The organism is Cereibacter sphaeroides 2.4.1, assembly GCF_000012905.2.
Classification (GTDB): domain Bacteria; phylum Pseudomonadota; class Alphaproteobacteria; order Rhodobacterales; family Rhodobacteraceae; genus Cereibacter_A; species Cereibacter_A sphaeroides.
The window spans coordinates 168684-181551 of sequence record NC_007493.2 but is presented as its reverse complement, the minus strand read 5'-3'; the positions used below and the strand labels follow the sequence as shown (position 1 = coordinate 181551).

The following is a 12868-nucleotide window of genomic DNA, read 5'->3' as shown; positions in this document are numbered from 1 at the left end:
TCCCAGAGCTAGTGCGGAGAAGCAGGGGGCAAGGGCTAGAAGAAGATGTCTGCCAGATCCTCCTCGGAACCGGCGCCCGGTCCGGCCTCGATCCGAGGGGGAGCCGCTTCCTCTTCGGTGTGAGACGGCAGGGCCGCCCGCACGATCGCATCGTGGATCTCGCGTTCCTCGGGGACGGTGTAGCTCTTGCGCACGGCCGCGAGCAGGCCCTCGGCGGCTGGCGTCAGATCGAGCGGGCCGCTCACAACCGCGCGCCTGCGCACGAGCTGCTCCTCAAAGGCCTGAAGGCTTACCAGATTGCGCCGGTAGTTGCCCATCAGGCCCGCGGCGGTCTCGAGGCTGGAGGTCAGGATCCGACCCGCCTTGCCGAAGGCATTCCCTGCCGCCGCATGCGCCGCCTCGGCCTCCTCGAGGAGCGCCCGGACGGCCTGTGCGCCGTCCGCCACCCGGCCCATCTCCCGCTCGAGCCCGGCCACGGCTTCACTGCCAATGGCCGCCGCCCGCTCCTGCGTTCGCTCCAGCCGGCCGTGCAGCCGGGTGAAGACTTCGGCCGAAATCTGCGTGAGGTCGCGGAGTTGGCGGGAGATTTCCTGCAGCGCGCGGCCCTCTTGGCCGAGCTTGGCGCAGACGATGACCGCGTTCAGACCGAACAGACGCACCTGATCCTCGATGCGGCGCATCCGCCCCTCATGGTGCCGGATCTTCTCCAGATGGGCTGCAACGCGCGCGGCATGTCCGGCCAACCGGTGCAGATGTGCGCCGCAACGGGTCAGCCCGGTCTCGACCGTCTGCGCGCGACCCATCATCGTCTGGATAGCGCCGGACCCACGCGATGCGTCGCCGAGATAGAGCCCCGAGGCGAGTCCGATCGCCGCAGAGGCGCTGCCCTGCACCTCCAGGAACGTGTCTTGCGCAGCGCCGAGATGGACCGTCAGTCCGCGGACGGTGGCTGCTGTCTGGGCCACACCGAGATCGAGGAGCACCGCCTCGAGACCCGTCTCGCCCGCCGCAGCAGCCAGCGCGTCGGAGGTCAGGTGGCGGACATGTTCGAACCTCTGGCGGGCGCTGTCTCCGGCCTGAAGGGCGAGGATGAGATGCGAAACGGCGCCGAAGATCGCCTCCATCCGCCGCGCCAGCGCCTCGTGACCCTCGGCCATGCGCTGCCGATCCAAGCTGACCTCTGCGGCGGCCGCGCCGATCGCCGTGAGGTTCGGCAGCACGAGCTCGCGCAGCGTCTGCGACAGATGCGCGGCCTCATCGTCCATCGCCGCGGTCTCGGCCGCGATCTCGTTCATCGCTTCATCGACCTCGGCCACGAGATCGGCCGCCTCGGCCGCCATCCGCGTGAGCCCGCCGGTGAAGGCCTCCACCCGTTGACGGCTTCCGGTAAGCATGTTGCCGATGATGCGCGCCTGCAGCTTCACGATCGAGATCGCGCGGATGGTGGCCATCAGATCCGTCACTTCGGCGCGCATGGCTCCGACCGCTGTCCTGAGCGCGCGCGAGGCCTCTTCGAACTGCACGAACTCGCCCGCAAGGCAGGATGCCTGAGTGCCAGTTTCAGCCGTGAGGCTGAGGAAGCGTCGGGCCTGCCCCGGCCCCAGGGCGGCGTCGAGACGGCCGAAATCCACCCGCAGATCGTTCAGGTGGCGGACCGCCTGCGCCAGGGTCTCGCCCGCCCGGAGAAACGTCTGCTCCGTGCTGAGCAGCACGAAATCGAGCGGATGAGCGGGCTGGGCCATACGGATGGCTTCCGGCAGATCGGGCTCCAGTTTCATCGGACGGTCCTTTCCGTGTGGCGCCGGCCGAATTCCATGATCCGGGCCGCGAGCCTGTCCAGAGGCTCTACCTTCCCGACCCCGCCATGGGCCACCGCCTCGCGCGGCATTCCGTAGACGACGCAGCTTTCTTCGTTCTGGGCAATGGTTTCCGCGCCGGCCGCACGCATCTCGGCCATGCAGCGCGCTCCGTCGTCACCCATGCCCGTCATGATGACACCGAGCGCGTTCCCGCCCGCTTCCTGCGCCGCCGAGCGGAAGAGCACATCGACAGAGGGTCGGTGGCGGCAGACGTAGGCGCCATCCAGCACCGACACGCGGTAGCCCTGATTGCGGCGCCGAAGCAGCAGGTGGCGGTCGCCCTGCGCGATGATGGCGCGGCCGGGCATGACCTGCATCTCATCCTCCGCCTCCAGTACCTCGATGGCGCAGAGCGAGTCGAGCCGGCGCGCGAAGGCGGCCGTGAAGCCGCGCGGCATGTGCTGGACGATCACGATCGGCGGCGCGGAGGCGGGCAGTGCCGTGAGAACGTCCCGCAGGGCTTCGGTGCCGCCGGTCGAGGCGCCGATGCAGACGACGGGCATCGTTTCTGGCACCGGGCGCGGCGGACGCGCGGGCAGGATCTCGTCGGCGGTGAGTTTGGGCCCAGGCGCCAGGGGACGCGGCTCGGGCTGGCTACGGCGGCGCGTCGTCTCGGTTGCGGCGCGGATCGCGTCGCAGATCCGGATCGAGGCTTCCTGCCGTTCGAGGTCGTTGCGGGCGGCGGGCTTGGAAATGACCTCGCGCGCCCCCAGTTCCAGGGCCGAGACCATCGCCTCGGTGCCGGCTCCGACATGGCTCGAGCAGACGACCACCGGGATCGGATGCTGCTGCATGATCTTGCGCAGGAAGGTCAGGCCGTCCATGCCTGGAAGCTCAAGATCGAGCAGGATCACGTCAGGCAGTTCCGTTCGCATGGCGCGCGCAGCTGCAAAGGCGTCGGGGACGGCGGCCATGACCTGGAGCGCCGGATCACTCTCGACGATCACCTTGAACATGGCGCGCGCGGCCGCGGAATCGTCGACGATGAGGACGCGGGTAGAGGGGGCTGCCGCGTGTGTGGTCATGGTCAGGTTTTCCGAAAGACTGAGGGAGAGTGCTGCTTCATCTGCGGGTGGCTCACCACCATGGACTCGGAATGACCGACCATCAGGTAGCCGCCGGGCCGCAGATGGCCCGCCATGCGCGCAATGACCGCGGCCTGATCCTCGGGACCGAAGTAGATGAGCACGTTGCGCAGAAAGATGACGTCCACATCACGATCAACCGGATAGGTGCTGTCCATGAGGTTCAGATGCATGAACTGCACCCTGTCCCTGAGTTCCGGGACGATGCGCGCGGTTCCGGCATGAGACGGAGCGCGGCCTGCCATCGTGTAGCGTGCGCGCAACTCGGCGGGAACGGGAGAGAGCTGCTCGGCGGTGTAGATGGCGCGGCGTGCCCTTTCGAGCATCCGATGCGAGATATCCGTTCCGAGGATGGCATAGGAGAAGCGGTGCCCCGCCCGCTGTGCTTCGGAGAGAACAATGGCGGCGGTGTAGGCTTCCGCTCCTTCGGAGCTTGCGGCACTCCAGATCTTCAGGCGTGGCGCGTGGGGCGTCGCATGCCGGATCGTCTCGGGCACGATCTTGTCCACGAGAACGTCGAAATGAGCGGACTCACGATAGAAATCGGTCTTGTTCGTCGTCAGCAGATCGATGACCAGCGGCAGCTCATCGTCCAGAAGGCCGTGATCGAAGAGCTGCTCCAGATAGCCTTCGAAGCCCGTCGCCCCTACGGCTGCAATGCGGGGGCGCAGGCGCGATTCGATCATCTGGCGCCGATGGACGGGAAGCTGAATTCCCGTCCGGCTTCGGATCAGGTCCGAGAAGCGCTGATCGTGGGCTGGACGCAAGGCCTGACTCATTGCAGCTCGCCCTGCCGCAGATCTGCCTGGAGGCCGAGGCGGGACGGGTCCATCAGACGGTCGATGTCGAGCAGAGTGACGAATGTCCCGTTGCGTTTTCCAATGCCCATGACGGCGGTATCGGTCCAGTTCAGCATGTCCGCGCTGCTCATCTGCTGCATCCGGCCCTCGTCCAGAGCGGTGACCTCAATCACCCGCTCGGTCTTGAGGCCGACGACATGGCGAGCGCCTGCCGATGCGACCCAGGTCACGAGGATGCGGCTGTGGCCGGTATCTTCGGTCGGCGGCAGTCCGAGGAGACTGCGCAGGTCGACGACCGGTACGCCCGCTCCCCGCACATCGCACAGGCCCAGCAGATGGGCAGGCGCGTTCGGCAGCGGGGCGACAGGCTGCAGATCGAGGATCTCCTGCACCCGTTCGACCGGGAGGGCATAAAGCGCCTCGCCCGCCATGAAAGTGACAACCGGAGGGGCTTCGGCGGGACCGACCGGCTCGGCCTGCATCGTGGAGGAGGATGCCGTCATCGAGATCATCTCTGTTCTCCGGATCAATAGTCAAAGGAGCGCCGCACAGGGCGGCTCGAAAGGCGGCGGCGGTCGGGACGCGCGGGAATATCCGGCGCCGTCATGACCAGGGGTCCCGTCGTCCGATCCACATCAGGCGACGGCCACACCGGCCGCAGATGCCTGAGCGGCGAAGATGTTCGAGAGGTGCGGCAGCAGGAGAAGACCCTTCCTGGTGCGGAAGACGCCCTGAACGAAGGACTGCGGCCAGCTGCTTCCCTTTGGCGGAAGAGGCTCCATCGCGGCGCGGTCGAGCTCGCTCACCTCGAGGACCGCATCGGCCGCAACGGCAACAACGAGCGGCTCGCCTGCCAGATCGACCTCGACGACAAGCATCTTGCTCGCTTCGGTCCGCGACTCCTCGGCGATGCCGAAGGCGAAGCGCAGCTCGGCGACCGGGACAACCGCGCCGCGCACATTGATGACGCCCCACACCGATCGGTCGGCCGTGGGAACCCGCGTCACCGGCAGGGGATCGAGGATTTCCCGCAGGGCCGAGGCCGGGATGGCCAGCATCTGCCGGCCGAGGCGCATGGTGACGACCGTCATCATGGCCGCCGATTTGAGATCAATGATATTGCTCATGCCGCGGCTCCTCGACGGTCTTCAACGCCCTGCCCGACACCCGCGAGATGCGGCACGTCGAGAATGAGGGCCACGGTGCCATCGCCAAGGATGGTCGCCCCGGAGAAGGCCCGGATCCCGCTATGGAGCCGGGACATCTGCTTGATGACGATCTGGTTGGTGCCGATGATCCGGTCGACCACCGCCCCTGCGCGCGTCTCGCCCGCCCGCACGATCACCACCGTCTGGAATTCGTCCGGCGTGCCGGGACTTGAGAAGATACGGCGCAGCCGGACGAGCGGAACCAGCCGGTCGCGCACATCGAGGAAGTCCGCACTCCCATCCTCTTCCCTCCGGTCGGGAGGCAGTTCGACGATCTCCTGGACTGCGGCGAGCGGGATCGAGAAGCGCTCTCCCGCCACTTCGACCAGCAGGCCTTCGATGATGGCGAGCGTCAGCGGCAGGCGCAGCGTGAAGGTCGTACCTCGTCCCTCGACAGACTGCACCTCGATCGAGCCGCGCAGGCCCTCGATCGTCTTCTTCACCACGTCCATCCCGACGCCCCGGCCCGAGATCTCGGTGATCGCCTCGGCGGTGGAGAAACCCGGCTCGAGGATGAGCGCGTTCATCGCGCTCTCGGTCAGGATCGCGTCGGGGCCGATGATGCCGTTGGCGACAGCCTTGGCCCGGATGCGATCACGGTTGAGCCCGCGGCCGTCATCGCTGATGCGGATGACCACTTCGGCACCGGACTGCTCGGCCTCGAGCGTGATGCGGCCCTCGGCAGGCTTGCCCGCAGCCGCTCGGTCGGCCGGCGCTTCCAGCCCGTGATCGACCGAATTGCGCAGCATGTGCACGATCGGATCGGCAAGTTGCTCGATCACGGTCTTGTCCAGCTCGGTTTCCTCGCCCAGGACAACGAAGCTTACGGGCTTGCCCACCATTTCGGAGAGGCCATGGATCAGACGCCGGAAGCGACCGACCATCGAGCGCACCGGCACCATGCGGATCCGCATGGTCGTGTCGCGCAGACCGGCCGCGAGGCGGCTGATTTCCTCGGCAGCCGCCATCAGCGCCGGGTCCCGGCTCTGCTGGGCGAGCTGGAGGAGACGCGCGTCGGCAATCACGAGCTCGCCCACCCGATCCATCAGGTGATCGAGACGCTCGGCTGCAACCCTCATGGTCGCGCCTGCTTTGTCGGCGCCCGTCGCCTCGTCGGCGGCCTTCCGCGGCGCGGCCGGAGGCGGCGGCGCGGCGGCGGCAGAGACCGGAGCGGCGGGGACCGGAGCGGCGGCGGGGGCCGTCGCCGGCGCGGCCTCGAGCCGCAGTTCCACTTCGTTGAACAGGAAGACGTTGTCGATCGCCTCGCGCGTCACGCGGTTCGGGAAGCTCATCGACCAGCCGATCATGCAGACCTCGGGGTCGAGCGCATCGAGCGGAGGCACCGCCGAGAGGTCCGCGCGGATGTCGGTCGCCCCCAGCTCGCGCAGTTCCGCCAGCAGGAGATCGGGCCGCGCCCCGAGGGCGAGGGCGTTTCCGGTCAGCCGGAACCAGAGCCGGTCGGCAGGCGGCGCCGCCGCTGCCGCGACCGCAGGCGCCGTTGCCACGCCCGAGCCGCCCACGGCAGCCTCGAGCGCGCTGAGGATCGCCGGGCGGCGCCCGTCAGGGTCGGGCTCGTCGGCGAGGAAGCCGATGATCTCGTCGCGCGCCGAGAGCGCCAGGCGAATGATTTCGGGCGTCACGACGGCCTTGCCGGACCGGAGCAGGTCGAAGGCCGATTCGAACGCATGGACGAAGGCGGCCATGTCGGCGAAGCCGAACATGGCGCCCGAGCCCTTGATCGTGTGGAGATCGCGGAACACCGCGTTGATCAGGTCACGATCTTCCGGCGAGTCGCTGAGATCCAGAAGGCCCCGTTCAAGGCTTTCAATGAGATCCGTCGCTTCCTGCCGGAAGACAGCCATCATGTCGTCGTCCATCATCCGAGCACCTTCTTGATGACGGCGAGCAGTTGCGGCTGGGTGAACGGCTTGACCATCCAACCCATCGCCCCTGCCTCGCGGGCCTGCTGCTTGAGAGTGTCGGCGGAATCCGTGGACAAAAAGATAATGGGTTTGCCCTTGCTCTCGGGATGCTCTCGAAAGGCGCGGATGAAGCCCAACCCATCGAGGTTCGGCATGTTCTGGTCGGTGATGATGGCATCGACCGGCTCGCTCAGGGCCTTCTCCAACCCCTCGCGCCCGTCCGTGGCCTCGATGACCCGATATCCCGCCTCGCGCAGCGTCATGGCCACCATGCAGCGGACGGACGGAGAATCGTCCACGGCGAGAACCGTCCTGCTCATGCCAGACCCTCCGGGACCGGATCGAGGACAAGGCCCGCGAAAGCATCGGTCAGGGCCGGATGGTCCTGCGCCAGCACGAGCCGCCGCCCCGTGGCGCCGGCCGTGCGGGCGGCCGAGACGAGCACCTGCACCGCGGCCGCATCCACGGCAAGGACGCCCGAGGCGTCGATCTCGACGTCGCCTGCGGCCAGCGCCGCCGCGAGTCGCTCGATCAGTCCGGGCGCGTCCTGCAGCCGCAGGGTCCCGGACAGGGTCAGTGGGGTCATCTGCATCATCCCTCGCACTCGTCCTACCGCCGCAGGACATGCCTGCGTCTCTGAGGTCGGACGCTAGCGAAAAGAACGGCGCGAGACGCCCCGGATTTATGGCGAAGCCGGCCTGTCTTGAGAAAAGCTCCTCGGCCTTTCGTCAGAGAATCCATCCGAAAGGTGGCCCGCCGGCTGGCCAGAGACGGCCCGGATCAGGGGCGGGAGGCCTTCGAGCGGGCGGCTTCGGCCTGCGCCGCGATGGCGGGATTGGAAGGAAGGAAGGGCCCTGCGCCCAGTCGCCGCTCCGCCTTCAGGGAACGGTCAGGGGACTGGCAGAAGCGGGCCTCGACAACGGACGGCGGCCGTCTGCCGTCCTGCCCCGTGGGGCGCGCGTGGGGATCGGCGGGCGGGCCCGAAGGCCCACGCCCGAAAGGGCCTCAGCCCTTGGACTTGGCCTCGAGCGCGGCGAGGCGGGCCGACAGGGCCTCGTTCTCCTCGCGGGCCTTCTGCGCCATGGCGCGGACGGCATCGAACTCTTCGCGGGTCACGAAGTCGCGATCCGCCATCCAGCGATCGAGAAGGCCCTTCATCGCCGTCTCGGCCTCGGTCCGGGCGCCCTGCGCCACGCCCATGGCATTGGTCATGAGCTGCGACATGTCGTCGAAGAATTTGTTGCGGGTCTGCATGCGGTTCCCTCCAGCGATCGGCCCTATATGGTCGTGCGCCACCTTGCGCGCAAGGTTGACTTCGCCGCAGCCGCGCCGGAAAAACCGGGCCGAAAGGAAACCCCATGTCCTACATTCCCTTCCCCGACATCTCGCCCGAACTCTTCTCGATCGAGCTGTTCGGGGTGACCTTCGCGCTGCGCTGGTATGCGCTGGCCTATATCGCGGGCCTCCTGATCGGCTGGCGGCTGGTGCTGCGCATGATCCGTGCGGAGCGGCTCTGGAGCTTCGGTCCTCCGATGACCGAGGACCAGCTGGAGCGGCTGCTGACCTGGGTGATCCTCGGCGTGATCCTCGGCGGACGGCTGGGCTTCGTGCTCTTCTACCAGCCGGCCCATTATCTCGCCCACCCGCTCGACATCCTGAAGGTCTGGGAGGGCGGCATGTCCTTCCACGGAGGCTTCCTCGGAGTGATGACGGCGCTCGTGGCCTTCTGCCTGAAGGAACGCATCTCCATCCTGCCGGTGGCGGACCTTCTGGCCGCCGCCACGCCGCCGGGCCTCTTCCTCGGGCGGATCGCGAACTTCATCAATGCCGAGCTCTGGGGCCGGCCCACGACCCTGCCCTGGGGCGTGGCCTTTCCCGGCGAGGCGGCGCAGAGCTGCCCCGGGATCGAGGGGATCTGCGCCCGCCATCCCTCGCAGATCTACGAGGCCGGGCTAGAGGGAATTCTGCTGTTCACGGTCCTGAGCCTTCTCGTCTGGCGGCGCGGCTGGCTGCACTGGCCGGGGTCCGTGTCCGGCATGTTCCTTGCGGGCTACGGCGCCACGCGCTTCCTTGTCGAGTTCGTGCGCCAGCCCGATGCGCAGTTCGTGAGCGCCGGCAACCCGCTGGGCCTCGCGTGGCAGATCTCGGGCTACGGGCTGACCATGGGGCAGATCCTGTCGCTGCCGATGATCCTGCTCGGGCTCTATCTCATTCTGCGCAGCCGGCGGACCGCGTGACGGCGCTGGCGGTCCTCATCGCACGGCGGATCGGCGCCACCGGCCCCGTCACGGTGGCCGACTACATGGCGGAATGCCTGCTTCATCCCGAGCACGGCTACTATTCCACCCGCGAGCCGTTCGGGGCGGCGGGCGACTTCACCACCGCGCCCGAGATCAGCCAGATGTTCGGCGAGCTTCTGGGCCTCTGCCTCGCGCAGGCCTGGCTCGATCAGGGCCAGCCTTCGCCCGTCACCCTGGCCGAGCTCGGGCCGGGACGCGGCACGCTGATGGCAGACCTGCTGCGCGCGACGCGCGGAGTGCCGGGTTTTCATGAGGCGGCGCGGGTGCATCTGGTGGAGGCCTCGCCGCGGCTGCGTGCGCTTCAGCGCGAGACGCTGGGCGGGCATCCCGCGGCGTGGCTCGACCGCGCCGCGGACCTGCCGGAGGGGCCGCTCTTCCTCGTGGCCAACGAATTCTTCGACGCGCTGCCGATCCGGCAGTTCGTGCGCGGACCGGAGGGCTGGCGCGAGCGGATGGTGGGGCTCACCGAGGGTCGCCTCACCTGGGGTCTGGGCCCGGAGACGTCGCTCGCCGCGCTGGCGTACCGGCTCGAGGATACGGCGCCGGGCGATGTCGTCGAGCTCTGCCCGGCTGCCGGTCCGATCATGGCCGAGATCGCGCGGCGCATTGCGGCGGCGGGCGGCCTTGCGCTCGCCGTGGATTATGGCGGCTGGCGCTCGCATGGCGACACGCTGCAGGCGCTGCGGGCGCACCGGTTCGACGATCCGCTGGCGGCGCCCGGAGAGGCGGACCTGACCGCCCATGTGGATTTCGAGGCCCTGGCGCAGGCGGCGGCGCCCTGCGGCACGGCCCTCGTCCCGCAGGGCGCGCTTCTCCTGCGCCTCGGCCTTGCGCAGCGGGCCGCGCGGCTGGCCCGATCGCTGACCGGAGAGGCCCTCGCCAGCCACGAGGCCGCATCTCGCCGCTTGACCGACGCCACCGAAATGGGAACGCTCTTCAAGGCGCTGGCGGTGTTTTCGCCGCAGGGACCCGCGCCCGCAGGATTTGACGCATGATGGAACTGATCACGGCCGATGCTCTGGCCCCCTTCCGCCACGGGTTCTTCACCCGCAAGGGGGGCGCCTCCTCGGGGGTCTTCGCGGGCCTCAACTGCGGCCCCGGCTCCAGCGATCTGGCGGAGGTGGTGACGATCAACCGGGCCCGGGTGGCGGAGGCGATGGGCGTGGCGGCGGACCGGCTGGTCACGGTCAATCAGGTGCATTCACCGGACGTGCTGACCGTGACGGAGCCGCTCGCGGAGCGGCCGCGCGCGGATGCGCTGGTGACGGCAGTGCCGGGGCTCGCCATCGCCGTCCTGACCGCCGACTGCCAGCCGGTGCTGATGGCCGACGCCGAGGCGGGTGTGGTCGCCGCGGCCCACGCGGGCTGGCGCGGCACCAAGGCGGGTGTGCTCGAGGCGACCCTTGCGGCGATGGAGGATCTCGGCGCGGATCGCGCCCGGGTCGTCGCGGTGATCGGCCCGACGATCAGTCAGGCCGCCTATGAGGTCGGACCGGAGTTCGTCGAGGAATTCCTCGACGAGGACCCGGAGGCGGCGCGGTTCTTCGCGCAAGGCTCGGGCGACCGGGCGCTCTTCGACCTGCCGGCCTTCGGGCTTGCCCGGCTGCGGGCGGCGGGCGTGGGGCAGGCGGAATGGACGCGGCACTGCACCTACCGCGATCCGGAGCGGTTCTTTTCCTACCGCCGCACCACCCATGCGGGAGAGGCCGATTACGGGCGGCTCATCTCGGCCATCCGGCTCTGAGGCCCGGGACCTGCGCGGAGGGCCGCCCTCCGGAGCGGGGGCGCTGCCCCCGCACCCCCGGGATATTTGGGCAGAGTGAAAGCGGGGGAGGAGGGCTGGCGCGGAGGAACAGGCGGGGGGCGTCAGGCGCTGCGCTGGAGCCGGGCCTCGAGCACCTCGAAGGGCACGCCCGGCTCGTCCTTGGCGCAGCGGATCACGAGGCTCGTCTTGACCGAGGCCACATTCTCGGCCGCGGTGAGTTCCTGGGTGAGGAAGCTCTGGAAGCTCGGCAGGTCGGGCGCCACGCATTTCAGGATGAAGTCGATCTCGCCGTTCAGCATGTGGCACTCGCGCACCAGAGGCCAGGCACGGCAGCGCGATTCGAAGGCCGAGAGATCCGCTTCTGCCTGGCTGTGCAGCCGCACCATGGCAAAGACCTGCACCTCGAAGCCGAGCTCGCGCGGGTCGATGTCGGCATGATAGCCGCGGATGTAGCCCGCCTCCTCGAGCGTGCGCACCCGGCGCAGGCAGGGCGGCGCCGAGATGCCCACGCGCTTGGCCAGCTCGACATTGGTCATCCGGCCGTCGCTCTGGAGTTCCGCCAGGATGTGACGGTCGATGGGGTCCAGTTTCGATCCGGCCATGAAGCTCTCCTTGCTGCGGGGAGATTCTAGAAGGTCCCGGCAGGCGGCGCAATAATGTTTCGCGGAGGCGTCGGAAAGAGTGCCTCCATTGCGGAAAACCGTCGACGCACGCAATCGGGCATTGGGGGAGGAGGCAGGGAGCTGCGGCGGAATGGGGGGCTTCCGGCCCGCTGCGGCAGGTCCTATATGAGGCGCCGGGAAAAGACCATGAGGGGCAAGGCCATGGCCGAGACGCGGCACACGAGGGTTCTGATCATCGGCTCGGGACCGGCCGGCTATACGGCGGCCGTCTATTCCGCGCGCGCCATGCTGAACCCGCTCCTCATTCAGGGCCTGCAGCCGGGCGGTCAGCTCACCATCACCACCGAGGTCGAGAACTGGCCGGGCGACCGCGAGGTGCAGGGGCCCGAACTCATGGTGCGGATGGAGGACCATGCCCGCGCCATGGGGGCCGAGATCGTCTCGGACTATATCTCGTCGCTCGATCTCTCGCAGCGGCCCTTCACCGCCCAGGCCGACAGCGGCATGACCTACACCGCCGATGCGGTGATCCTCGCCACCGGCGCCCAGGCACGCTGGCTGGGCCTGCCGTCGGAAGAAAGGTTCAAGGGCTTCGGCGTCTCGGCCTGCGCGACCTGCGACGGCTTCTTCTACCGCGGCAAGGAGGTCGTGGTGGCGGGCGGCGGCAACACCGCCGTCGAGGAGGCGCTGTTCCTGACCAACTTCGCGAGCAAGGTGACGCTGGTCCACCGCCGCGACAGCCTGCGGGCCGAGAAGATCCTGCAGGACCGGCTGTTCAAGCATCCCAAGATCGAGGTGCTCTGGAACCACACGATCGAGGAGGTCGCGGGCACCGAGGCGCCGCTCGGCGTCACGGGGATCGTCGCGCGGAATGTGCTGACGGGCGAGACGACCGAGGTGCCCTGCGAGGGCTTCTTCGTGGCCATCGGCCATGCCCCGGCGAGCGAGCTCGTGAAGGATCAGCTCGAGCTGCACCACGGCGGCTATGTCAAGGTCGAGCCGGGAACCACCCGCACCTCGATCCCGGGCGTCTTCGCGGCAGGCGACCTGACGGACCATGTCTACCGGCAGGCCGTGACCTCGGCCGGGATGGGCTGCATGGCGGCGCTCGACGCGGAACGTTTCCTCGCCGGCGCGTAATCCTGCGGCACATCCTCCGCCTTCCGGCGGCGCGTCTCGGACGGGCGTTTGCCCGCCGGAAGGCATGGTGGCATTTCGGCCTTATTCCGCGACCGTTGCATGGTCCGCGCTTGAACCGTTGCGGACCGCGGGATATGCCCCCGCGGGACCGGGATCGCCCGTCGAT

At 68.7% G+C, this 12868-nt stretch carries 14 protein-coding genes; 4 read left to right on the top strand and 10 right to left on the bottom strand.

What is annotated here, in order from left to right:
• Positions 1 to 35 precede the first annotated feature (35 nt).
• The 9 genes from RSP_RS00865 to RSP_RS00825 form a co-directional block, all read right to left on the bottom strand.
• Positions 36 to 1778, bottom strand: a complete 1743-nt coding sequence (locus RSP_RS00865) for a transducer, TlpC (RefSeq protein ID WP_011336856.1) — start codon at positions 1776 to 1778, stop codon at positions 36 to 38.
• Positions 1775 to 2884, bottom strand: coding sequence for a protein-glutamate methylesterase/protein-glutamine glutaminase (locus tag RSP_RS00860; RefSeq protein ID WP_011336855.1), 1110 nt, complete (start codon positions 2882 to 2884; stop codon positions 1775 to 1777). Before RSP_RS00860 ends, RSP_RS00865 begins: the two co-directional genes overlap by 4 nt.
• A gap of 2 nt (positions 2885 to 2886) precedes the next feature.
• Positions 2887 to 3723 (bottom strand): protein-glutamate O-methyltransferase, encoded by an 837-nt coding sequence (locus tag RSP_RS00855; protein WP_011336854.1) that lies wholly within the window; start codon positions 3721 to 3723, stop codon positions 2887 to 2889.
• A complete protein-coding gene (locus tag RSP_RS00850; protein WP_011336853.1) occupies positions 3720 to 4256 on the bottom strand; it encodes a chemotaxis protein CheW in 537 nt (178 codons plus the stop codon). Before RSP_RS00850 ends, RSP_RS00855 begins: the two co-directional genes overlap by 4 nt.
• 123 nt (positions 4257 to 4379) lie before the next feature.
• The gene (locus RSP_RS00845) at positions 4380 to 4871 is read right to left on the bottom strand and encodes a chemotaxis protein CheW (protein WP_002722333.1); all 492 of its coding nucleotides are present in this window, start codon (positions 4869 to 4871) and stop codon (positions 4380 to 4382) included.
• Positions 4868 to 6832, bottom strand: a complete 1965-nt coding sequence (locus tag RSP_RS00840) for a chemotaxis protein CheA (protein ID WP_011336852.1) — start codon at positions 6830 to 6832, stop codon at positions 4868 to 4870. Before RSP_RS00840 ends, RSP_RS00845 begins: the two co-directional genes overlap by 4 nt.
• The gene (locus tag RSP_RS00835; RefSeq protein ID WP_002722329.1) at positions 6829 to 7194 is read right to left on the bottom strand and encodes a response regulator; all 366 of its coding nucleotides are present in this window, start codon (positions 7192 to 7194) and stop codon (positions 6829 to 6831) included. The genes RSP_RS00840 and RSP_RS00835 overlap by 4 nt, the downstream gene beginning before the upstream one ends.
• The gene (locus tag RSP_RS00830; RefSeq protein WP_017140039.1) at positions 7191 to 7469 is read right to left on the bottom strand and encodes an STAS domain-containing protein; all 279 of its coding nucleotides are present in this window, start codon (positions 7467 to 7469) and stop codon (positions 7191 to 7193) included. Before RSP_RS00830 ends, RSP_RS00835 begins: the two co-directional genes overlap by 4 nt.
• Positions 7470 to 7879: 410 nt before the next feature.
• Positions 7880 to 8128: an accessory factor UbiK family protein gene (locus RSP_RS00825; protein ID WP_002722325.1), complete on the bottom strand. Its 249-nt coding sequence runs from the start codon at positions 8126 to 8128 to the stop codon at positions 7880 to 7882.
• 104 nt (positions 8129 to 8232) lie between these two features.
• Between RSP_RS00825 and lgt the strand changes: the two genes are divergently transcribed.
• Genes lgt through pgeF form a run of 3 tightly spaced genes read left to right on the top strand, consistent with a single transcriptional unit; the run spans position 8233 to position 10918 of the window.
• Positions 8233 to 9111: a prolipoprotein diacylglyceryl transferase gene (gene lgt / locus RSP_RS00820; RefSeq protein WP_002722324.1), complete on the top strand. Its 879-nt coding sequence runs from the start codon at positions 8233 to 8235 to the stop codon at positions 9109 to 9111.
• The gene (locus RSP_RS00815) at positions 9108 to 10169 is read left to right on the top strand and encodes a class I SAM-dependent methyltransferase (RefSeq protein WP_017140038.1); all 1062 of its coding nucleotides are present in this window, start codon (positions 9108 to 9110) and stop codon (positions 10167 to 10169) included. The genes lgt and RSP_RS00815 overlap by 4 nt, the downstream gene beginning before the upstream one ends.
• A complete protein-coding gene (gene pgeF, locus RSP_RS00810) occupies positions 10166 to 10918 on the top strand; it encodes a peptidoglycan editing factor PgeF (RefSeq protein WP_011336849.1) in 753 nt (250 codons plus the stop codon). The genes RSP_RS00815 and pgeF overlap by 4 nt, the downstream gene beginning before the upstream one ends.
• 122 nt (positions 10919 to 11040) lie before the next feature.
• Here the strand turns inward: pgeF and RSP_RS00805 are convergent, their stop codons facing one another.
• Complete coding sequence (locus tag RSP_RS00805; RefSeq protein ID WP_002722321.1) at positions 11041 to 11541, bottom strand: Lrp/AsnC family transcriptional regulator; 501 nt, start codon at positions 11539 to 11541, stop codon at positions 11041 to 11043.
• A 207-nt stretch (positions 11542 to 11748) separates the two neighbouring features.
• Between RSP_RS00805 and trxB the strand changes: the two genes are divergently transcribed.
• Entirely contained in the window at positions 11749 to 12702 is a 954-nt protein-coding gene (gene trxB / locus RSP_RS00800; protein WP_002722320.1) for a thioredoxin-disulfide reductase, read from the top strand.
• Positions 12703 to 12868: the final 166 nt, after the last annotated feature.